19 protein-coding genes are annotated in these 23206 nt (G+C 52.5%); 11 read left to right on the forward strand and 8 right to left on the reverse strand.

Annotation, left to right across the window (positions count from 1 at the left end):
• Window positions 1–148: 148 nt before the first annotated feature.
• From H8K47_RS08070 to smc, 5 genes are all read right to left on the reverse strand, one after another.
• Entirely contained in the window at window positions 149–376 is a 228-nt protein-coding gene (locus H8K47_RS08070) for a hypothetical protein (RefSeq protein WP_186880901.1), read from the reverse strand.
• A 266-nt stretch (window positions 377–642) separates the two neighbouring features.
• On the reverse strand, window positions 643–1518 hold the full coding sequence (galU, locus tag H8K47_RS08075) for a UTP--glucose-1-phosphate uridylyltransferase GalU (RefSeq protein ID WP_186880902.1): 876 nt from the start codon (window positions 1516–1518) through the stop codon (window positions 643–645).
• Between the two features lies 1 nt (window position 1519).
• Complete coding sequence (ligA, locus tag H8K47_RS08080; protein ID WP_186880903.1) at window positions 1520–3904, reverse strand: NAD-dependent DNA ligase LigA; 2385 nt, start codon at window positions 3902–3904, stop codon at window positions 1520–1522.
• A 5-nt stretch (window positions 3905–3909) separates the two neighbouring features.
• Window positions 3910–5028: a cell division protein ZipA C-terminal FtsZ-binding domain-containing protein gene (locus tag H8K47_RS08085; protein ID WP_186880904.1), complete on the reverse strand. Its 1119-nt coding sequence runs from the start codon at window positions 5026–5028 to the stop codon at window positions 3910–3912.
• On the reverse strand, window positions 5025–8549 hold the full coding sequence (gene smc, locus H8K47_RS08090) for a chromosome segregation protein SMC (protein ID WP_186880905.1): 3525 nt from the start codon (window positions 8547–8549) through the stop codon (window positions 5025–5027). Before smc ends, H8K47_RS08085 begins: the two co-directional genes overlap by 4 nt.
• Before the next feature lie 359 nt (window positions 8550–8908).
• Here smc and dapC point away from each other — a divergent pair, with 359 nt between their 5' ends.
• The 8 genes from dapC (at window position 8909) to H8K47_RS08130 (ending at window position 18670) form a co-directional block, all read left to right on the forward strand.
• Complete coding sequence (gene dapC, locus H8K47_RS08095) at window positions 8909–10132, forward strand: succinyldiaminopimelate transaminase (RefSeq protein ID WP_186881056.1); 1224 nt, start codon at window positions 8909–8911, stop codon at window positions 10130–10132.
• A gap of 202 nt (window positions 10133–10334) precedes the next feature.
• Window positions 10335–11162 carry a 2,3,4,5-tetrahydropyridine-2,6-dicarboxylate N-succinyltransferase gene (gene dapD, locus H8K47_RS08100; RefSeq protein ID WP_186880906.1) on the forward strand — a complete coding sequence of 276 codons (828 nt, stop codon included), beginning with the start codon at window positions 10335–10337 and terminating at the stop codon, window positions 11160–11162.
• A gap of 172 nt (window positions 11163–11334) precedes the next feature.
• A complete protein-coding gene (locus tag H8K47_RS08105) occupies window positions 11335–12477 on the forward strand; it encodes a PilT/PilU family type 4a pilus ATPase (protein ID WP_230405265.1) in 1143 nt (380 codons plus the stop codon).
• A 55-nt stretch (window positions 12478–12532) separates the two neighbouring features.
• Window positions 12533–12919, forward strand: coding sequence for an arsenate reductase (locus tag H8K47_RS08110; RefSeq protein WP_186880907.1), 387 nt, complete (start codon window positions 12533–12535; stop codon window positions 12917–12919).
• A 5-nt stretch (window positions 12920–12924) separates the two neighbouring features.
• On the forward strand, window positions 12925–14052 hold the full coding sequence (gene dapE, locus H8K47_RS08115; RefSeq protein ID WP_186880908.1) for a succinyl-diaminopimelate desuccinylase: 1128 nt from the start codon (window positions 12925–12927) through the stop codon (window positions 14050–14052).
• Window positions 14053–14131: 79 nt separating this feature from the next.
• Window positions 14132–15034 carry a 50S ribosomal protein L3 N(5)-glutamine methyltransferase gene (prmB, locus tag H8K47_RS08120; protein WP_186880909.1) on the forward strand — a complete coding sequence of 301 codons (903 nt, stop codon included), beginning with the start codon at window positions 14132–14134 and terminating at the stop codon, window positions 15032–15034.
• Window positions 15035–15263: 229 nt separating this feature from the next.
• Entirely contained in the window at window positions 15264–17246 is a 1983-nt protein-coding gene (locus H8K47_RS08125; protein WP_186880910.1) for an ATP-binding cassette domain-containing protein, read from the forward strand.
• Between the two features lie 152 nt (window positions 17247–17398).
• Window positions 17399–18670 (forward strand): O-acetylhomoserine aminocarboxypropyltransferase/cysteine synthase family protein, encoded by a 1272-nt coding sequence (locus tag H8K47_RS08130; protein ID WP_186880911.1) that lies wholly within the window; start codon window positions 17399–17401, stop codon window positions 18668–18670.
• An 81-nt stretch (window positions 18671–18751) separates the two neighbouring features.
• On the opposite strand, the gene H8K47_RS08135 is transcribed toward H8K47_RS08130, so the two are convergent.
• A complete protein-coding gene (locus tag H8K47_RS08135) occupies window positions 18752–19567 on the reverse strand; it encodes a M90 family metallopeptidase (protein WP_222612753.1) in 816 nt (271 codons plus the stop codon).
• A gap of 273 nt (window positions 19568–19840) precedes the next feature.
• On the opposite strand from H8K47_RS08135, the gene H8K47_RS08140 reads away from it, so the two are divergent.
• Together H8K47_RS08140 and H8K47_RS08145 are read left to right on the forward strand one after the other, a co-directional pair.
• On the forward strand, window positions 19841–20257 hold the full coding sequence (locus tag H8K47_RS08140) for an OsmC family protein (protein WP_186880912.1): 417 nt from the start codon (window positions 19841–19843) through the stop codon (window positions 20255–20257).
• Window positions 20258–20286: 29 nt separating this feature from the next.
• A complete protein-coding gene (locus H8K47_RS08145) occupies window positions 20287–21186 on the forward strand; it encodes a pirin family protein (RefSeq protein ID WP_186880913.1) in 900 nt (299 codons plus the stop codon).
• A gap of 90 nt (window positions 21187–21276) precedes the next feature.
• Here the strand turns inward: H8K47_RS08145 and H8K47_RS08150 are convergent, their stop codons facing one another.
• A complete protein-coding gene (locus H8K47_RS08150) occupies window positions 21277–21915 on the reverse strand; it encodes an NAD(P)H-dependent oxidoreductase (protein ID WP_186880914.1) in 639 nt (212 codons plus the stop codon).
• 297 nt (window positions 21916–22212) lie between these two features.
• On the reverse strand, window positions 22213–22860 hold the full coding sequence (locus H8K47_RS08155) for a hypothetical protein (RefSeq protein ID WP_186880915.1): 648 nt from the start codon (window positions 22858–22860) through the stop codon (window positions 22213–22215).
• A gap of 166 nt (window positions 22861–23026) precedes the next feature.
• Here H8K47_RS08155 and H8K47_RS08160 point away from each other — a divergent pair, with 166 nt between their 5' ends.
• Window positions 23027–23194, forward strand: a complete 168-nt coding sequence (locus H8K47_RS08160) for a hypothetical protein (RefSeq protein WP_186880916.1) — start codon at window positions 23027–23029, stop codon at window positions 23192–23194.
• Window positions 23195–23206 lie beyond the last annotated feature (12 nt).

The following is a 23206-nucleotide window of genomic DNA, read 5'->3' on the forward strand; positions in this document are numbered from 1 at the left end:
GACTGAAACAATCAGAAGCTGAAAAGACGTTGACATACCGGGGTGAGCTACGATGCTCACCCTTTTTTTATACACAACTGGTATTGTGTTTGCCAGCATGCGCAACAAAGTAAATACCACACACATACCTTTAGCTTAAGCATGACACTTACCAGTTAGCCTTAGATAAAATCACCAGCCACTTTTTAATGAACAACATTTCCAGGTGACCGGCTTGCACACCGGTAGAGCAATCCAACAGCGGATTCACAGCATAAGAGCGCTGACGAAAATCACGGCAGACGAAAATTTCACGTCGCCCCAAACGGACTAAAAACGCATTTGGTGACAGTTGTAAGCTGAAACGGGTATCAAAAGAAGATTGCAGGTAAGCCATGATAACTCTCCATCGTTTAGACAAAACATGAGGGATAGCAAAGTCAGAACAACACAACTTTGTCTCTGGTGTGTTACGCAACGGAGATACTTTAACACAATTACTGTATGCATATACAGTGTTTTTAAAAATGCTGGTTTTTTGCAACATTCTACGCAGTGAAGCGGCAACACAGCTCAGCTTCAACATTCAAGCCAGACATAAAAAAACCCGGCATGAGCCGGGTTTCCTGATCGCGCAGACCTATGCGCAGATGAGCATGTGCCTTAGCGGATAGACTTCAGATATTCCGCAAACTCTGCGCCGGTTTCCTTGTGCTTCAGGCCCAAAGCCACACTGGCCTTCAGATAACCCAGTTTAGAGCCGCAGTCATAACGGGTGGCAGCTGCACGATATGCATAGACCGGGAAATCTTTGAGCATTGCTGCGATTCCGTCTGTCAGTTGTATCTCACCGCCGGAACCTTTACCCAGTTTTTCAAGATACGAGAAAATCCGGCCAGACAAAATATAACGCCCAACCACGGCCAACGTAGACGGCGCAACGTCCGGCATCGGTTTTTCTATAATGCCATGCACTTTTTCCAGCCTGTCCTGATACGGTGAGCCGCTGACGATCCCGTATTGACGGGTAAATTCACGTGGCACATCCTGCACGGCGATGATACTGCCGCCTTCCTGCTCATACGCCTTGGTCATTTGTGCCATGACCGAGGCCTGCCCCACGTCCGCATCCATCAAATCATCCGCCAGCAACACAGCAAATGGATCGTCTCCTATCACAGGACGTGCGCACAATACCGCATGTCCCAGACCCATTGCCGCAGGCTGGCGAATATAAATGCAGTTAATATTTTTAGGAATCACATTTCTGACCAGATCCAGCAAGGCCTCTTTCCCGGCAGCTTCGAGCTCGCTTTCCAGTTCATACGCTTTGTCGAAATGGTCTTCAATCGCGCGTTTGTTACGGCCAGTGATAAACACCATTTCTGTAATGCCAGCCTCAACCGCTTCTTCAACCGCGTACTGGATCAGTGGTTTATCCACGATGGGCAGCATTTCTTTAGGTTGCGCCTTAGTGGCAGGTAAAAAGCGGCTGCCCAGACCAGCAACGGGGAACACGGCTTTTGTAATTTTTCTCATTTCAGCTCCTGGAACAAAGTTGAAGCAAATCTGCTTCTGTCAAAATCGGTATGCCTAATTCTTGTGCTTTTTCTAGCTTACTGCCGGCCTCTGTGCCTGCTACCAGATAATGGGTTTTTTTCGACACTGAGCCTGACACCTTGCCACCGGCCGCTTCGATCAAGGCCTTGGCCTGATCGCGACTGAGTTCAGCCAGGGTTCCGGTCAGTACGAAAGTCTTGCCACTTAAATGGCCTTCTTCAAGCACCTGCCCTGCCATTTGCTCCAGCAAAGACAAGCGCAATACGTGTAAATCCCGGATATCCTGACGATGCGTGCCCTGCTGTAGCCACTGGCTCAACGATTGTTGCACATCAACTGGCAAGCCCAAGACCGTAAAAGAATCCGTATCGAGTTCCGCCAGTTCTTCCAGACCGATACCACGCTCGGTTAATTGCTTGCAACGGGCCAGTGTGAGTTTAGGAATATCCAGTGCAGCCAGTAACACGGCAGGTTCGAGTTTATCGCGCAATTTGGGATTGACTGCTTTTTCATCGCGAGCTTCAACCTTTGCATCAATTAACGCTTGAATCGCCTGCTGATTCTGCGGCTGTGAAAAAAACTCGGCAAGCGACCAGGCAACGGTGGCACCGATATCCGGCAAAATACGGAAGATACAGGCAGGCACTTGGCGTATCAACGCCAGACTGCCCAGATAATCCGCCAGCGTTTTCGCAGTAGACTCACCAACATGGCGTATGCCCAGTGCAAACAAAAGTCGTTCCAGGGGCGGCTGCTTGCTGGCTGCAATCGCAGCGATCAGGTTTTCCGCCCACTTACTGGCGACCTTACCTTGCAATACGGTTTCCGGCGTCACGCCATCGCGCAAATCCGCCTGGCGCTTCATTTCCAGTAAATCCGACAACTGCAATTGATACAGGTCGGCGATACCTTTAACGATATTCAGATCAACCAGGGTATCGATATAACGCTCACCCAGTCCATCGATGTCCATCATTTTCCTGGAGGCGAAATGACGAATCGCTTCTTTTCTTTGTGCTGAACACGATAGTCCGCCGGTACAACGCGCCACCGCCTCGCCCTCTTCGCGCACCACGTGGGAACCACAGACCGGGCAGGTCTTGAGCATTTCAAATGCGGCCGGTTCAGGTTGTGGACGACGTTCTAACACTACCGCCACCACTTCCGGTATCACATCCCCGGCGCGGCGTACGATCACCGTGTCGCCGATGCGTACATCCTTGCGCCTGACTTCATCTTCATTATGCAGCGTGGCATTGGTGACAGTCACACCACCGACAAAGACCGGGGCCAGTCGCGCCACCGGCGTCAGCGCGCCGGTACGGCCAACCTGGATATCGATACCGCTGACCGTGGTTAAGGCTTCCTGAGCCGGAAACTTATGAGCGATCGCAAAGCGCGGCGCGCGCGAAACAAAGCCCAGCTGCTCCTGCTGTGTAAAGGAATTCACCTTATACACCACGCCATCAATCTCATAACCCAGGCCATCGCGCTTTTGCTGTATGCTGCGATAAAAATCGAGTAAGCCTTGCGCGCCAGCTACCACAGCATTTTCTGCGCATACCGGCAATCCCAGCGCGGCATACCAGGCCAGCAAGTCTCTGTGTGACTCTGGTCGCTCTGCACCGTCCAGTGCACCAATGCCATAAGCAAAAAAGCGCAGTTTACGTTGCGCAGTAATCTTGGAATCCAGCTGACGTAAGCTGCCTGCTGCAGCGTTGCGTGGATTCGCAAATTCCTTGGCACCGGCATCACGCTGACGCTGATTCAGTTTGTCAAAATCCTGTTTGAACATCAGTACTTCGCCACGCACATCCAGCACGGCAGGCGGATTTGCCGTATTCAGCCGCAGAGGAATACTGCGTATGGTACGGATGTTTTCTGTCACATCTTCACCGGTGTAGCCATCGCCACGGGTGGCTGCCCGAGTGAAGAGGCCATCCTCATAACGCAGATTAATCGCCAGGCCATCAAACTTCAGATCGATGGCATACGCGATTTCAGAGGTCTCGGGCATATCCAGACCTTCTTTGACACGCTTATCAAAGGCAAGCACATCTTCATCTTCAAAGCCATTGTTCAGCGACAGCATAGGAACGGCGTGCTGTACCTGAGAGAATTCAGGCAAGGCAGCACCACCTACGCGCTGGGTCGGCGAGTCTGGCGTACGCAACTCCGGATAGTCTTGCTCTAAGCGTTGCAGCTCACTGAATAAGCGATCGTATTCTGCATCCGGTATGGTCGGCGTATCCAACACATAGTAAGCATAACTGTGCCGCTCTAATTCCCGGCGTAAAACAGCTGCACGCCCGGCCACAGTTTCCTGTCCGGCCTCAGGTGCAGCATCGAACAAATCGTTCTGCATCGCGATCAGCTGAATAAACGCTGCGCACGTACCGAGCCGGCGGGAACCTGCGCCTCATCCATTGCGCTATAAAATTCACTGACCTGACCTGCGATCTCGTCCAAGGCTTCTTTAGAAATAGGACGATTACCGTCATCCACCACGATACCACCCAGACGGGTTGCGAGCGATCTGGCACAGGCCGCCATCGCACCGAAGCCATCACGGGCCGGGGCCACGCAAGGTACATCCAGCAACAGCGTCAGGCGAGAGGTCATGGTCTCACTCACGCCTACATTGGTCGACAAGGTGAACAGACTGCCACCATCGCCATCGGGCATCATCAGACGGCCATCCGGACGCTGGTCGAAGCCCATTTTCTCTAATGCGGCGAGCAAGGTATTCAAGGCCCAGGCCGCCCCATTGGCAGCAATACTCACACTCAGCTGGGCATCATGTTCAGACACAAACTGGTGTAATTCCCTGGCATTGCTGATCACGCGATTCATGTCGGGCACATCGGGATGTGCGCTCAGATTGTCGGCAATGGCACGCAGCTTCATCACGAACTCTGAATACTCGAGTTCATTCAAAGGACCGCTACGGCTGACCATCTGTATACCTGCCAACAGCGTCGTATAGGCGCCGCCAGTGGCAATCACATCCTTATCACCGGCTGCTGTGATGCCGATAAAATGAACAGGTTTTTTACCCACGTATTTTAATTCGGCGATTTCAGCCAGTAATTTCTCACCACGCACCGGCGTGTCAAATTCGAGTGGAATCACGCAATCGATTAACTCATCGACAGGCAATTCTTTTGCGCTTACTTTGACTGTCAGCGTTTGCGTTTCAGTGTCTGGCTCAGTACCATTCACATCGCCTGCCGTCACAGCTGTGCTGTCCGACTCCTGTTCAGAGTGTGGCTCGAGTGCGGGTTCCAGCTTCGTATGCTCAGGGCTTAGTTTAGGTTCCTGGCGTACTACCGGAGTATCTGACGGGTTAAGTAAGGCATCATCATCGCCATCACCGAAAGCATTCTCTACGGTTTTCTTCGCCTTATATTCCTGCCACTTATTGAAAGCAAAGACCCCAACCACGAGTACACCGCCACTTGCAAATAAACTTAATTGTAAATCCGTCATGCTGCTTGAACCTCAGTAGCAAAATTGACAGCAGACTCCATGTCCACCGCCACAATTCGAGAAACCCCCTGCTCTTGCATGGTCACGCCTATCAGCTGCTGCGCCATTTCCATCGCAATTTTATTGTGGGAGATAAATAAAAACTGTGTGTTATTCGACATACGTTTCACCATATTACAGAAACGCTCCGTATTCGAGTCATCCAGCGGCGCGTCGACCTCATCGAGCAAACAGAATGGTGCCGGATTCAGCTGGAACATCGCAAACACCAGGGCAGTCGCAGTTAAAGCTTTTTCACCACCGGACAGCAGGTGGATCGTCGCATTTTTCTTGCCTGGCGGCTGCGCCATGACCTGAACACCAGAATCCAGAATTTCATCGCCAGTCATAATCAGCTTGGCCTGACCACCGCCAAACAGAATTGGGAATAACTCAGCAAAGTGGAAATTCACTTTGTCGAACGTCGCCTGCAATAACTCGCGGGTTTCGATGTCGATTTTATGAATTGCATCCTGCAACGTCGTAATCGCTTCGGTCAGATCAGCATGCTGCGCATCGAGGAAAGTTTTTCTCTCGCTGGCCTGAGCCAGTTCCTCCAGCGCCGCCATATTCACCGCACCTAAAGCCGCAATCGCATTGCCCAGTCGCGTGACCTCGCCCTGCAGATAAGAAGGTTTCAGATCATCATGCAGTTTTTCAGCAAGTTTCGCTTCATCGACCTCAAAATTCCTGAGTTGCTCCTGGTACTGTTCCTGCGCCAGGCGTGCCGCCTGCTCTTTGAGCTGCAACTCCATAATCCGGTCACGCTGCGGCTGCAAGCTGCGTTCTATCTGATTTTTATTGTCTTCAAACTGACGCAGCGACTGCGTCAGCTGATCCAGTTCATGACGCGCATTGGCCAGCGCTTTTTCCTGTTCGGTACGGCGGTCCAGCAAATCCTGCAAACCAGCCTGCGCTGCCTGGTCATTCATACTTTCCAGCTCAAGCTGGCCTTGCTCCATGCTGGCAAATAACTGCGCTGACTGCTCCAGTGCAGTCGCAATATTCCTGCGCATTTCTTCCATCTTATTGCGATGGGATTTTTCAGCAAACGCTGCTTCCTGTGCTGCCAGCTCCAGATCACGCACGCGCTGGCGGGCCTGATTCAAACCGTGTTCTTTTTCCAGATAGGCTGTCTGCCCCTGCTCATGCAATTCCTGCATGTCAGCCAGTTCCAGATCCAGCGTCTCAAATTTTTGCTCAGATTCTGCGCGCACCTGCTGCTGCTCAGCTTCCTGCGCCGCTATCTCAGCCAGATCGGTGCCGATCTGTGTCGAGCGCTGGTTAAAGCGTTCCTGTACCTCGGCCAGCTTCATGAATTCAATTTGCAGACTATGGGTACTCTGCGTCAGTGCAGCGACGCGTTGACGTAAATCCTGTAATTGCTGTGCTGCCTGGGTATAGGCTGCCTCTGCCCTGATGGCCGCATTTTTTGTCTCATCCGCCAGCATCTGGCGCGCGCGGCATTGCTTACCGAGATTCTCGATTTCCTGCTGGCGTCCGAGCAAACCATCCTGCTCAGAATCTGAGGCATAAAAACGCACGCTGGTACGTGAAATCACATGTCCCTGGCGCGTCACAAACGAGGCGCCAAACGGTAGTTGAGCGCGATTGGCAAATGCTGAATTCACATCTTCAGCCACATACAACTGATGCAGCCAGTCCTGCAGCAAACTGCGGATACCAGTTTCGTTCAGTTGCAATAGCTCGATAAACGGTTTCAGACCAGGCGCACTGGCTGGTGGTTCTGCCTGTACCTGAGGACTGTACACCGCCAGCTTGGCAGGCGGCGCATCGCTGAAGAATGCTTTCGCCCAGTCCAGATTAGACATTTCCAACGATGCGGTACGCTCACGCAACACTGACTCCAGCGCTGTTTCCCAGCCTGCTTCGATATGTAGCTTTTGCCACAGCTTAGGCAAACTGCCCAGCTCATGTTTGTCCAGCCAGGGTTGTACTTTGCCCTGACTTTGTACTTTTTCCTGCAATTGCTTGAGGGCCAGCAAACGCGCCTCTAACTGTGCCAGTTCAGCTGCATCCTGATTGACCTGCTGCTGTGCCTGCTTGCGCTGTTCATCCAGCGTCGGAAGTCGCTCCTGCGCTTCTTCCAGCTGCATATTGAGCTCTTCCAGCACCTGTTTTTTCTCTTCCAACTGGAAAGAGAGATTATCCAGATGGGTAGAATCGGGCGTCGCCAGTCCCTGTTTTTCCTGCATCAGGCGTTCTTTACGCGCCGCCAGGCTATTGAGGATGTTCGATGCATTGCGCTGATGCGCAGATTCGAGTTCGATCTGCTGCTGCATCTGCATGATCCTGGCACGCGACTCGGTCGATTTCAATTGCGATTCGCGCCAGTCCTGTTCGAGCGCAGGCAAAGTATCTTGCTGTGCCTGCGCCGATTCTGCGGCCTGTTCAGCACGCATGGCTAATTCTTCGACCTGAATCTCGGCTTCAGCTAAATCATCCTGTAAATGATGGCTCTGCGACTGCCATTGATCGCGTTGCGCTTTGAGCGAATGCAGTTGTGACTGCAAACGGCTACGCGATTCGATCACAAATTTGATCTGTGCTTCCAGGCTGCCGATCTCAGCATTGGTTTGGTATAGATGGCCCTGTGCCTGATGCATGCGATCGCCCACGGCATAATGCGCCTGGCGCATTTGCTCGAGTTCGAGCTCCACATGACGCAGTTTCGCAGTTTGTTCTTCCAGATCCAGCTGAGTCTTTTCTATCTCGGCAAAATGGCGCTTTTGTTCATTCGCAGCCTCGTTACGGCGCAACAGCCACAACAGTTTTTGCTTTTCTTCCTGATCTGCCTGCAGCGCATGGAATTTATTGGCCACGATGGCCTGCGCTTCCAGTTTTTCGAGATTGTTATTCAGCTCACGCAGGATGTCTTCAACACGCACCAGATTTTCATGGGTATCGTGAATCCGGTTTTCGGTTTCACGGCGGCGCTCTTTATAACGCGACACCCCGGCAGCTTCCTCAAGAAAAATACGCAATTCTTCAGGGCGGGCTTCGATAATCCGGGAAATCATGCCCTGACCGATAATCGCGTAAGCGCGCGGCCCCAGACCGGTACCCAGGAAGATGTCCTGAATATCACGCCGGCGGACCGCCTGTCCATTGATGTAGTAAGTGGAGGTGCCGTCGCGGGTCAGCGTACGCTTGACTGCGATTTCTGCGTATTGACTCCATTGCCCGGCTGCTTTGCCGAGGCTGTTATCAAATACCAGCTCTACCGACGCGCGGCCAGCCGGTTTGCGGTGCGTGGAACCGTTAAAAATAACGTCCTGCATGGATTCACCACGCAACTCGGATGCTTTGGATTCACCCAGCACCCAACGCACGGCATCAATAATATTTGATTTGCCACAACCGTTCGGCCCCACGACGCCGACCAGTTGCCCAGGCACCTGAAAATGCGTTGGATCAACGAAGGATTTAAATCCCGACAGTTTAATAGAGGTTAATCGCACTTGATGAAATTTTATTATCGTCTGCAGCCCCTCACGGAGCTGCACTTTTATTCGTGAGAACGGATACCCTGAGCCAGACAGGAAAGCATGGCATCATACCATTTGATGCCCGAAATTTTCATAAAAAAGCCTTAAAAAATAGCCAACAAAAACACTATTTTCTGTAAAAAAGCTTAAAAAATCCTAATTTAATTGTGACAAAGCCTTTCTCGGGAGAATCGGGCAAAGGATATAATATGTTAAACCTTGCTTGCGAGAAGAACAAAGCAAATGTGATGTCGGAAAGCATCAGTGACGCCAGCCCATCATCCGCCTGCCTTTTAACTAACTCAGCAGAACCGAAACTGAACTATTCCAACATGACTTTTCACCCCTATCTGACCTGCCTGCAGCCTTATCCTTTCGAAAAATTACGCCAGTTATTCAGCGGTGTTACGCCGAATTCGGCTTATCAAGCGATTAGTCTGGGCATCGGCGAGCCCAAGCATCCCACACCGGCACTGATTGAAGATGCTCTGCGCAATAACTTGGCGGGTCTGGCCAGTTACCCCTTAACCGCCGGATCGGAAGCCTTACGTCGCAGCATCGCCAACTGGATCGCGCGACGTTATGACATCCCGGCGCCTGACTTTGCCACTGAGATTTTGCCGGTCAACGGATCGCGCGAAGCCTTATTTGCGCTCGCGCAGACCGTCGTCAACCCGGCTGCATGCAAAGATGGCAAGCCACTCATCATGTGCCCAAATCCGTTTTATCAGATTTACGAGGGTGCCGCCTATTTGTCCGGCGCTGAGCCTTATTTTGTCAATGCGGATCCGGCCCGCAATTTTGCGCCCGATTACAGCCAGGTGCCTGAGCATATCTGGCAACGGGTACAGTTGCTGTTCGTCTGCTCACCCGGCAATCCTACCGGCGCGGTTTTACAACTGCATGACTGGAAAGAATTGTTTGAACTGTCCGACCGTTACGGCTTTGTGATTGCAGCCGATGAGTGCTATTCCGAAATTTATTTCAAAACTGACGCGCCGCTTGGAGCGATGCAGGCAGCGCGTCAATTGGGACGCGATTACCAACGCCTGATCAGCCTGTCGAGTTTATCCAAGCGCTCGAATGTGCCCGGCATGCGCTCAGGCTTCGTTGCCGGAGATGCAGCAATCATGAAGCAGTTTCTCTTGTATCGGACGTACCACGGCAGCGCAATGAGCCCGATGATACAAGCAGCATCGGTAGTCGCCTGGGATGATGAAATCCACGTACAGGAAAACCGCGACAAATATCGCCAAAAATTCGCACAAATCACACCTATGCTAGAACAGGTATTGGATGTGCAATTGCCGGATGCGGCATTTTACCTGTGGGCGAAAGTCGATCACCTGCAGGGTATCAGCGATACCGAATTTGCACGTCAATTGTATGAACGTTATCACGTCACCGTGCTGCCGGGCAGTTATCTGGCCCGGGAAGCACATGGCATCAATCCGGGCGCTAACCGCATCCGTATGGCTTTAGTGGCAGACGTCGCGGAGTGCCTGGAAGCGGCGCAGCGTATCGTCGCTTTCTGCCATGAGCTAAAAGGACAATAAAGGTCAATCACGGTTGCTCCTGGTCTGTCAGCACCCCACAAAGGTAAAACCAGCCCAGTCCGACGCCATAACACACCAACCACACCAACTAAGATTGAGTCTGCGCCGACTAAGCACTATGATGCGGGAATCGCATCAGCTCAGCTGAGCCCAGGCTTCACTGTTTTTTATTTAATTTCATTCTTTAAAAGCCAACATCACCATGACTCAACAATTACAGCAAATCATTGATCAAGCCTGGGAAGACCGTACCAGTTTTTCACCGAAATCAGCACCTGCCGAAGTGCGTGAAGCAGTCGCACATGTGTTGTCCGAGCTGGATGCAGGCAGCCTGCGCGTCGCGCAAAAAATCGAAGGCCAATGGCATGTTAATCAATGGGTAAAGAAAGCCGTGCTACTGTCCTTCCGACTGGAAGACAATATCTGTATGCCATCCGGCGATCATATGCAGTTCTACGACAAAGTACCGACTAAATTCGCCAATTACACTGCCGAAGACTTTGCTAAGGGCGGTTTCCGCGTGGTGCCGCCTGCAGTCGCTCGTCGCGGCAGCTTTATTGCGAAAAACGTCGTGTTGATGCCTTCCTATGTCAATATCGGCGCCTATGTCGATGAAGGCGCGATGGTAGACACCTGGGCCACCGTTGGTTCCTGCGCTCAGATCGGTAAAAACGTTCACTTATCCGGTGGCGTTGGTATTGGCGGCGTATTAGAACCGATGCAAGCCAATCCAACCATCATCGAGGATAACTGCTTCATCGGTGCGCGTTCCGAAATCGTGGAAGGTGTGATCGTAGAAGAGAATTCCGTGATTTCCATGGGCGTGTACATCGGTCAGTCGACTAAAATTTATGACCGTGCTACTGGCGAAGTCAGCTATGGCCGCGTACCTTCCGGCTCAGTTGTCGTTTCCGGCAGCCTGCCTTCCGCTGATGGCAAATATAGTCTGTACTGTGCAGTGATCGTGAAACGCGTCGATGCACAAACCCGCTCTAAAACCAGTATCAACGAATTATTGCGCGGTGCATAATTCAAGCTTAATGTCCGACTGAATGTCGGACACCTAGCCCGACTCTGTGCCTGGCTTGGTATCAGCGATCAGCGCAACAGGCTGCAACCCGCAGCACATAGCGCTGATACGCAGTCACTTACAATCAATAAGATAAGCAGAACAATTCGTATAACAGGGAAAAGGAAGCATCATGGCAGCAATGGAGCGCTTGTTTCAGCTCATGAAGGAAAAACATGCTTCAGACATGTTTTTCGCAATTAATTCGCCAGTCCATCTCAAGATTAATGGCAATCTGCTGCCTATCAATCAGCAGCGTATGGATCAGGCGAATATCCTCGCCCTGTTAGCCGAGGTCATCGCGCCTGAGCATCTGGAAGTGCTGGAGCGCGAAAATGAACTCAATATCGGTATCGGCGCGCCAGGCATAGGCCGTTTTCGTTTGTCGGCCTTCCGTCAGCGCGGTTCGATTTCTGCCGTGTTCCGTTTCGTCCCTGGCGACATCCCAAAATTGAACAGCCTGAATCTGCCACCGGTGCTGTCAGAACTGATTATGGAAAAGCGTGGCCTGATTCTGGTGGTTGGTGCCACAGGCTCAGGAAAATCGACCACGATTGCATCGATGCTGGATCACAGAAATGAAATCAAATCCGGCCATATCCTGACGTTGGAAGATCCGATTGAATACCTGTTCCGCAGTAAAAAATCCATCGTCAATCAGCGTGAAATCGGCAGTGACTCAGAAAGCCTCAAGACCGCGCTGAAAAACTCCTTACGTCAGGCGCCGGATTGCATCCTGATTGGTGAGATCCGTGATCTGGATACCATGATGGCGGCGATTGCCTATGCGCAGTCCGGCCATCTGGTGCTGGCGACCCTGCATGCCAATAACAGTTATCAGGCGCTAAACCGCATCATCAGCTTCTTCCCCATGGAAAACCGCACTGCCCTGCTGCTGGACCTGGCCTCGTCGGTGCGCGCCATCATTTCACAGCGTCTGATCCGCGCCGTCGATGGCGGCCGCTGCCCGGCAGTCGAAATCATGCTCAATACGCGCTATGTATCTGAACTGATAGAGCAAGGTGATATTTTCCAGATCAAGGAAGCGATCGAGAAGAGTCTGTCACCCGGCTCGCAAACCTTTGAACGCGCGCTGATGACGCTGATTAAAGATGGCCTGATCAGCAAGGAAGAAGGTCTGGCCAATGCCGACTCAGCCAATAATCTGTTATGGCTGCTGAATAACGAAACCTCAACCAATCAGGCACCGGTACCGGAACCTGAGCCGGAAACCAAAGAAGAGGCTTCTTTCACCGAATTCACCCTGAACGTTTAAACCGTGAATGAGTGAACGAACGAATGAGTCAAAGAATTTGCCAATAAGTTAGCCAATGAATAGCAGTCTACGCAAAATCACCCTGTACGGCATTCCGAATTGCGATACCGTCAAAAAATCACGGGTCTGGATGCAGGAGCAGCATCCGGATTTCGTTTTTCACGATTTCAAAAAACAAGGTCTGGAACGCGCCACGATAGAACAATGGCTGGAGCATCTGAGTCTGGATGTGCTGATCAATCGTAAAGGCACCAGCTGGCGCGCACTCAGCGATGAACAAAAGCAGTCTGCCACTGAAACTGAAGCTGCGATAGCGCTGATACTTGGCAATCCCTCGCTGGTCAAGCGTCCTGTGCTGCAAATCAGCGATGCACAAGGCATTGCGCATGTGTCGGTAGGTTTTACACCCGACACGTTTAACACTATTTTTTCCCGGTTCTGAACACCATGAGTAAAACCCTCGCTCTGACTGAGCAATTAATCGCACTTGACTCCGTTACCCCTGAGGATAAAGGCTGTCAGCGCACACTGATTTCATTGCTGGAACCAATGGGTTTTACCTGCGAAACCATACAGTCCGGCGACGTAACTAACTTATGGGCGCGCCGTGGCACCCAGCAGCCCGTGCTGGTATTTGCAGGCCACACCGATGTAGTGCCGACCGGCCCGGTCGCCCAATGGCAATCGGCCCCCTTCACGCCTACCCAGCGTGACGGCAAATTGTATGGCCGTGGTGCGGCCGATATGAAGACCTCGATTGCTGCGTTTGTGGTCGCGACCGAAGAATTCATCACCGCCCATCCGGATCATCAAGGCTCGATTGCCTTTCTGATCACCAGCGACGAAGAGGGACCGGCGACTGACGGCACGGTCGTCGTCTGCAATCAGCTCAAAGAACGTGGCGAGCAGCTCGATTACTGTATCGTCGGCGAACCCACCTCCTCAGCGCAACTTGGCGACACCATTAAAAACGGACGGCGTGGCACCATGTCGGGCAAACTGACGGTGCGCGGTGTGCAAGGCCATATTGCTTACCCGCAACTGGCTAAAAATCCTATTCACCTGTTTGCACCGGCAATGGCGGAGCTGGTGGCAGAAGTCTGGGATGAAGGCAATGACTACTACCTGCCAACTTCATGGCAAATGTCAAATATCCATGCCGGCACCGGTGCCTCGAATGTCATCCCTGGTGAAGCGGTCATTGATTTCAATTTCCGCTTTTCGACGGCCAGTACGGCCGAAGGCCTGCAGCAGCGCGTGCATGCGATCCTGGACAAACACGGTTTGGACTATGCGCTCAAATGGACTATAGGCGGCCACCCCTTCCTGACGCCTAAAGGCAGCCTGAGCGACGCGCTGGCCGCTGCGATACGCGCAGAAACCGGCCTGGAGACTGAATTATCGACCACGGGCGGCACTTCCGATGGCCGTTTCATTGCCAAGATTTGCCCGCAAGTGGTAGAGTTCGGCCCTCCCAACGCCAGCATCCATAAAATCGACGAGCATATCGCGCTGGCAGATATCGAACCTTTAAAGAATATTTACCGACGAACGCTGGAGAATTTGCTGACCTGAGAAAGGTATAGCAGCGCTGTTTTAGCAAATCTGAGATAGCGCCGCAGATATTCAGCACGTTCATCAATCATTAACGACTATGACTACTTCCACATCACCATTTTCCACCCTGCGCGATCTGTTGCGCTATGCAGTCACCCGCTTCAATCAGGAAAAGCTATTTTTCGGGCATGGCAGTGCCAATGCGCTGGATGAGGCAGCCTACCTGTTGCTGCATACCCTGCATCTGCCGCTGGATAAAATTGATCCTTTCCTGGATGCGCGTCTGCTACCGGAAGAAATCAGCAAAGTCATGCAAGTCATCGAACGCCGCGCAGCAGACCGCGTGCCGGCTTCCTACATCACCAATGAAGCCTGGCTCGGCACCTATAATTTCTATGTGGATGAACGCGTGATTGTGCCGCGCTCTTTCATCGCGGAACTGATCCCTGAACATTTCTCACCTTGGGTGAACGATCCTGACAGCATCACGGATATCCTGGAACTGTGTACCGGTTCCGGCTGCCTGCCGATTATGTTGGCCGATATGTTCCAGAATGCGCAGGTCGATGCAGTCGATATTTCCGCTGACGCACTCGAAGTGGCACGCAAAAACGTGGTGACTTATGAGTTGCAAGACCGCGTCAATCTGATCCAGTCTGACCTGTACACGAATGTGCCGGATAAGCAATATGACCTGATCATCACTAACCCGCCGTATGTGAATTCCGGTTCTATGGCGATCTTGCCGCAGGAATACCTGCATGAGCCGCAAATTGCACTGGCTGGTGGCGATGATGGCATGGATCTGGTCAGGAAGATTGTGGCCGGTGCCGCTCAACGCCTGAAAGCGGATGGTATTTTGATGGTGGAAATCGGCAATGAACGCGCGTTTGCAGAAGCGGCTTTCCCTGAACTGAACCTGACCTGGGTCTCTACCAGCGCAGGCGACGACATGGTTTTCCTGATCGAAGCACGTGATTTGCAGGATTTCCAGGCCTGATCACCAGTGCATGTATGCATGCGTTGTCACATGCATACATGCAAAAGGGGCAAAGCTAAATTTGACCGTATTTTTTGGGGTCATCGGCCCGGCTGACGCAGAATGCGCAGCGCCGATGGCCTTGCTGTCACTGATATTTCAGCGATAAGTTCCGCCAGCCCATTGCAGCCTTAGTGTTATACCAGCTGTGGCACTGCGGCTCACAGCCTTACTCCGAATTGAATTCTCTATGATACGTTTGCAACAAGTCATTCTCGCCCGCGGTACCAAACCTTTGTTTGACAGCGTTGACGTGACGCTCAACCCCGGCGATAAAATTGGTCTGATCGGCTCCAATGGCGCGGGTAAGTCCAGCCTGTTCGCGATGCTGCGTGGAGAATTACATCCGGATCAGGGCAGTATAGAATTTCCAGCTAAATGGCAACTGGCGCACGTGGCGCAGGAAACACCGCCGCTGGAACGCAGTGCAATTGACTACGCAATTGATGGCGATGTGACCCTGCGTAAGCTGGAAGCCGAATTAGCCGCGCTGGAAGCCCAGCCGGAAAGCCATGACAATGGCATACAGATCGGCAACCTGTATGGTGCCCTGGCCGATGCGGACGCCTACACGGTACGCTCACGGGCCGAACAATTGCTGATCGGTCTGGGCTTCCGGCTGGATCAGTTAGAACAGTCCGTTGCGAGCTTCTCCGGCGGCTGGCGTATGCGCCTGAACCTGGCGCAGGCACTGATGTGCAAATCGGATTTGTTATTACTCGATGAACCGACCAATCATCTGGATCTGGATGCGATTATCTGGCTTGAAGACTGGCTCAAACGCTATGCGGGTACCCTGATCATCATTTCCCATGACCGCGATTTTCTCGACGGCGTGGTGAATGTGGTGGTACATATTGATGACCGCAAGCTCAAGCGTTATTCGGGTAATTACTCGGCATTTGAACGTCAGCGTGCGGCCCAGCTGGAGCTGGCGCAAGGCATGATAGAAAAGCAGAACCGCAAACGCGCCCATCTGCAATCCTTCATCGACCGTTTTAAAGCCAAAGCGACCAAGGCCAAACAGGCGCAGAGCCGTATCAAAGCACTGGCCAGGATGGAAGAGCTGGCTCCTTTGCGCGCTGCTGCCGAATTTTCATTTGAATTCCGTGAACCCCTGAGCGCACCGAATCCTATGCTGGTGATGGAAGACGTGGATTGCGGCTATCGTACTGAGTCTGCGACTGATCATAGCTTTACTGAGAAAAAGATCGTCGGTGAGGTTAACTTCTCTCTGCAGATCGGTCAGCGTATCGGTTTGCTCGGCGTGAATGGCGCCGGCAAATCCACGCTGATCAAAACCATCGTCGGTGACATTTCACCGCTGGCAGGGACTATGCAAACCGGTAAAGGCCTGTCTATCGGTTATTTCGCCCAGCATCAGGTAGAAATGCTGCGCCACGACGAATCACCGTTGTGGCATCTGGCGCATATCGCACCGGATGTCCGTGAGCAGGAATTGCGTAACTTCCTGGGCGGCTTTAACTTCCCTGGCACGATGGTGACCAGCCCGATCAAACCTTTCTCAGGCGGTGAAAAAGCGCGTCTGGCACTGGCGATGATCGTGTGGCAGCGCCCTAACCTGTTGTTACTCGACGAACCGACCAACCATCTGGATCTGGAAACCCGCGAAGCCCTGACCGAAGCACTGGCGCAATTTGAAGGCACGCTGGTGGTGGTCTCCCATGACCGCCATCTGTTACGCGCCACCACCGATCAGTTCATCATCGTCGCGGATGGCAAACTGATGCCTTTCGACGGCGATCTGGATGACTATAAAAACTGGCTGTTCAAGAGCAAGCTGGAAGCCGCTGCCAACAATGCTTTGCCTGAGAAAAGTAAGGCGAAGGACAGCCTGCCTCAGGTGCAGCCAGTTGCCGTTAAGCTTGACGATAAAGAGCAGCGCAAACGCGATACAGAACAACGCCAGCGCCTGTCTGCGGCACGTAAGCCGATAGAAAACCGCATCAAACGCCTGGAAGAAAATATGGCGAAACTGAATGCGCAAAAAAACAGCATAGTAAGTCAGCTCGAAGACAGCAGCATGTACGATGAAGCGAATAAAGAAAAGCTGAAAGCCTTGTTGCTGGATCAAGCCTATGTCGTGAAAGAGCTGGAACAGCTGGAAATGGAATGGCTGGAACAGCAAGAACAACTGGAAGCGATTAGCTAATCACGCACTGCACGGTCAGCCTACAAGTGGCTGACTGCGATGCCGGATCAAGCCGGTCATATTTTTTTGTCATATAAAAATAGAAAAAGATTCCTTGCCGTAAAAGTGCATGCTTTCTAAGATCAACTGGTTTTCTTGACCCGAGGATGACCATGAAATTAGAAACTATCGCTGTACACGGCGGCTACTCGCCTGATCCCACCACACGTTCTGTTGCGGTACCGATTTATCAGACCGTGGCCTATGCGTTTGACAATACCCAGCATGGTGCAGACCTGTTTGACCTGAAAGTTCAGGGTAATATCTATTCGCGCATCATGAATCCGACCAATGATGTACTGGAAAAACGGGTCGCCGCTTTAGAGGGCGGCATCGCGGCACTCGCTTTAGCCTCGGGCCAGGCCGCGATCACGTATGCGATCCAGACCATCGCCGAAGCCGGTGACAATATCGTATCCGCGTCAACCCTGTATGGCGGCACCTATAATCTGTTCGCGCATACCCTGCCCCAGTTCGGTATCCAGACCCGCTTTGCCGACTATCGCGATCCGGAATCCTTCGCTGCGCTGATCGATGACAGAACCAAGGCGGTGTATGTGGAATCCATCGGCAATCCGCTGGGTAACATCACTGATATCGAAGCGATCGCCGCCGTCGCGCATCGTCATGGCGTACCGCTGATCGTCGATAACACTGTGCCCTCGCCTTATCTGTTGCGTCCTATCGAGTTTGGCGCAGATATCGTGCTGCATTCACTGACCAAATACCTGGGCGGCCATGGCACCACGATAGGTGGCATCATCGTCGATTCCGGTAAATTCCCCTGGGCGCAGCATAAAGCGCGCTTTAAGCGTTTGAATGAACCTGATCCTTCTTACCACGGCGTGGTCTACACCGAAGCACTGGGTGAAGCCGCCTACATAGGCCGTGCACGGGTGGTCCCTTTGCGCAATACCGGTGCCGCCTTATCGCCGTTCAATGCATTTCAGATTTTGCAGGGTATAGAAACCCTGGCCTTGCGACTGGATCGCATCACTGAGAATACCGCCGCCATCGCGCGCTATCTGCAGACACATAGCAAGGTCAGCTGGGTCAATTATGCAGGTCTGCCCGATCATCCTGATCACGCGCTGGCACAGAAATACCTGGGTGGTAAACCATCGGGCATTCTGACTTTTGGCTTGCAAGGCGGGCGTGAAGCCGGGGCGCGCTTCCAGGATGCTTTGCAATTGTTCACGCGTCTGGTGAATATCGGCGATGCCAAATCATTGGCCTGCCATCCGGCCAGTACCACTCACAGACAATTGAATCCAGAAGAATTAGCCAAAGCCGGCGTCAAAGAAGAAACCGTGCGTTTATCAATAGGCATCGAACATATCGACGACCTGATCGCTGATCTGGAACAGGCCCTGCATGCAGTCTAAATACGCAAGCTGACCACCCTCATGCCGCCAAAGCACAATATCCATGCGGGTTCTGGCGGCATTATCCTATCCGGCTTGTAGTCACAGCCAGTCCAACGGATCCACCCGGTAATACTGACGCAGTAATCCGTACAGCTCAGGCTCGGCCTCAGCCAGTGCCTGACTTTTCCTGAAAAAGGCTTCGGTCGCCACAGCGAAAAATTCAGCCGGACTAGTCGCACCGTAAGGATCAAGCACCGTTTCTTGTTGCTGACTGAGTGCGTGCTGCAAGCGTGCATAGGCGCGCTGCATCACGTCAGACCAATGGGCATAGGCGTTTTTCCCGGCCAAGACCGGCGCACCATTGGTGCTGCCACTCTCGCTATCGAGCTGATGCGCAAACTCGTGTAAGACCACGTCCTGACCGGCCAGGGATACTGCCTGTTCTTGTGTACGCGGCACAATCTGATCCCAAGCCAGAATCACGCGCCCATCGCTCCAGGATTCACCGCTTAAGCCCTGATTGGTATGAGTCACCACGCCGCCATCCAGCATCTGACTGCGCGGCGCCACAAACACCCCCGGATATAGCAGTATGTGGCTCAAATCCGGATAGACCTCCGTTTCTCGGTTCAGCAACAACAGACAAGCGCGCCCAGCGATCGTGACGCGCATCTCATCCGTCACCTGCAAACCATCACAACCGACGAATTTTTTCTGAAACAGGAATTGACGTATACGCCGCTTAAGCTGCATCTGTAAGTCGGTGGGCATCCTGCTGTAACCGGGCAGATTCCTGCGTAAGATTTTTGAATACGGCAAAGGAAATGCCTTGCCTAATACATGATGCAAGCGCCATTTCGGAACCAGTACCAGAGCGCCAATCACGCTCAATAACATGCCTACTATCCACCACACATCGCCTCCTGAGGCTGTATCAGACCAAGGCCAGATAGGCACCTTCGCTGAAAACTCAATACCCAATAGTCATTCGTTCTGCAAGCGTGAATTCTGCGATCGCGCTGGTCAATGCCTTGCAAACCGGGTTTGCAAGGTAATCAGATGGCCAGACACATCGTCTTACTTGTGAATTGAAATTGTGGCACCATCTCAACTACCTGTGCTAATTAGTCATCAGCTTGCCAGTCAGCACAGTAGCGCACCGCCCTTTTTCTATTTTTTGGAGTCAGCATGTCAGGCATACCTACCGTCACCGCCAGCTTAGGCAACGCCCCTTACCTCGTTCATCTGAGCGATGATCTGGGCCATCAATGGCAAGCCGATGAGCCTGTAGAAATCGGTGGCGCCAACACTGCACCGTCACCCGACCGTCTGCTTCTGGGGAGCCTGGGTTCCTGCACCGCGATTACGGTACAAATGGTTGCTGCACGCAGACAGATACCACTGACTGGCATACAAGTGAAGCTGTCCCTGAATCCTGACGGCAAGCCGGAAGCTGGCACTGACATTGTGCGTGTGATCGAGTTACAAGGTGAGCTGAGTCAGGAACAACGCGAACAGTTACTGAAAATCGCCAACGCCTGTCCGGTTCACAAAATCCTGACCGGTGAAGTCCGTATCGCCACCTCGCTCACAGAGCCAGCCTAAGCCAATTTGCCAAACCAACGGATACTCCAATGACGACCGACAGCCCCACCCTGCGCACGCTCACGGCGCGCACCTCTGTGATCGGTGAAGACACCACCATACGGCGTGCGCTGCCGCATCGTGAACAAAAAACCATCGGTGCCTGGTGCTTTCTCGATCATGTTGGCCCAGCCCAGTTCGCCGCTGGTAAAGGCATGCATGTCGGCGCGCATCCGCACATAGGATTACAAACCTTTACCTGGATGATAGAAGGTGAGCTCTATCACCGTGACTCGGCAGGACACCAACAAATCGTTCGGCCAGGTCAGGTCAATCTGATGACGGCGGGCCACGGCATCGTACATACCGAAGATAGTGTGCAGGATGGCGCACACCTGCATGCTGCTCAGCTGTGGATCGCTTTGCCGGACCACGAACGTCAACGTGCGCCGGGCTTCCGGAATTATCCTGAACTTCCCATTGTTGAGCGAGATGGATACCGGATTACCGTCCTGGCTGGCAGTTTGCTTGACCATACCTCGCCGGTCGAAGTATTTACTCCTCTATGCGGTGCGGATTTTACCAGCACCGCTGCGGCCCACACAGAGCTGCGGCTGGAAGCCAGCTTTGAATATGGCGTACTGGTCTTGCAAGGTAGAGCGACGGTGAATGGTACTGCGCTGGAACCGGGTCATCTGGCCTACCTGCCGCCTGGCAGTGGCAGCCTGAACTTAGGCTGTGACGCGGCCTGCCGGGTGCTGTTGATCGGTGGCGAACCGTTGCAGGAAGAGTTACTGTTGTGGTGGAATTTTGTCGGACGTAAGCAGGCTGAGCTGGAACAGGCATTGCAGGACTGGAATCAGCAAAACGCACGATTCCCTGCTGTGCCTGGCTCATCATCCGCAAGGCTGGAAGCACCTGCGCTGGCCGGGATGAAATTAAAAATCTGAATCTGCGCTGGTTGAACGCAAAACAGCTGCGTCTGCCTGGAGCAGAACGCAGCTGTTTTTTTGTACCGGCTAATTATCAGCTTATCCGTTTTATTTGATTTCGCGGATAAAGTTTTCTTTAGTGCGACGGACTTTTTTCAGATTCACCAGCCAATCCTTGTCTTCTTCGCGATAGCCAAGTGGCAGGATCACGACACTACGCAAGCCCTGAGCGCGCAAGTCCAGAATTTCGTCCAGCTTATCCGGATCAAAGCCTTCCATCGGGGTTGCATCAACCTGCTCTTCTGCTGCCGCAATGAGTGCGGTGCCAAGGCCAATGTAAGCCTGACGCGCAGCGTGCTGGAAGTTCACTTCTGCATCGCGTGCCGGGTACAGGTTCAGCAGCATATTGCGGTAGTTTTCCCAGCCTTCATTTTTAAAACCACGCACTTCATTGGTCAGATCAAACATCGTGTTGATGCGGTCTGCTGTGTAGTTATCCCATGCAGCGAACACCAGCAAATGCGAACCTTCTGTGATCTGCGCCTGATTCCAGCCGATCGCCTTGATCTTTTCGCGGATTTCCGCATTGGTCACAACCAGCACTTCATAAGGCTGCAGGCCGCTGGAAGTTGCGGTCAAACGGATAGATTCCAGAATGCGGTCCAGCTTGTCCTGAGGAACAGCTTTAGCCGGATTCATTTTTTTGGCAGCATAACGCCATTGCAGTTTTTGAATTAAATCACTCATGATGACCTTCCGAAGTTAATGTGAATACGCTGTTCAGTAGCTTTAGCAATGCAGCATGCTCGTTCAATCAGGCCTGCTGACTATGCGCAGACTGGAGTGTGGCCAGCGGCACAGCAGCAGAATACGGATTGCAATGATGCAAGGATCGAATGCACTCACTCTGCACTTATCCCGCTATCATCGAACAATTACTAAAAAATAATTGCTACTGATAAGGCCTACTATAACAGGCTTCGGAAAAGTTTGCAGACGACCGGTCTAATTCTAATTTTTTATATCGATATCTGAGAATGATGGTCAGTCTGCCACGGCTCTGCCCAACAACAAGATACCGGGCATCAGTTCGGTCCCGCTGTGTCCCAGATAGTTGCGTGTCGCAGAAGGAAAACACCATGCGACAAAATCCGCATTACAGGCTTGCAAGCCCAGAGCCAGATTTTGCAGTTCAGTTTCGAACTGGTTTCCTTCAGGATTGCAGCTGGCACGCAAAAAAACGGGCAGAAAGGCAAGGCCAGTGGCCGACAGCGGCGCATCGCCTCGCGTCATCGAGGCAGCGGCCACGGCCTGATCCAGTACGCGCTCAGCCTGCTTAGCCGCCAACGGGGACCGTATCGCCAAAAATTCTTGTTTAGCTTCAATCAGCTCGCCATATTCACCACCAGATAACCAGCAATCGCAATGTCCAGCCCAGACTTCTTGTAGCGGCCCATGCGTTTTGCTGCTCACGACCTGGTATTCCTCGAGTGCAAAGCGCCCTGCCCGCAGCGCAGCCTGAGCCAGTAAACCCACATTGGTACGCTCGGTATAGCAGTAGGCCGCACTACCCAGCTGGTTGGCAAATTCCAGCTGCAGCCCAACCCAGGCCGACAGAATATCCGCCCAATGTGCACGCCGCTCTGCTTCAGCGATCTTGAAACCGACTATATCTTTTATCTCATTCATCATCGGTACTCCGACTCCGCTAGCTTGTTCACATTCGCAGTGTCCTATACGTGTTAAACATTGCAAATTTGCTTTTATATTGCGTAAGTTTGACTAGGCTAAACCTTAGGAAGCGACAACGCAGCAGCTACATCCTTAGCGCATTTCGCAAACCAGACAGGAAATTATCATGGAAAACCAATCGACCACAGCGAGGCAAGATAAGCCCACCGGACCTGTAACTTCAGCACAGGAACATCCGAAAAAAACAGCACTTGAAGATATCCGGCGCCAATTAGGCTGGGGACTGATCGCTGCCCACCGGCGCGATCAGCAAACTGGTCATGATCAGTGCTAAAGTCTGTGCATT

It is taken from the genome of Cognatundibacterium rugosum, assembly GCF_014284365.1.
Lineage (GTDB): Bacteria > Pseudomonadota > Gammaproteobacteria > Burkholderiales > Burkholderiaceae_D > Undibacterium > Undibacterium rugosum.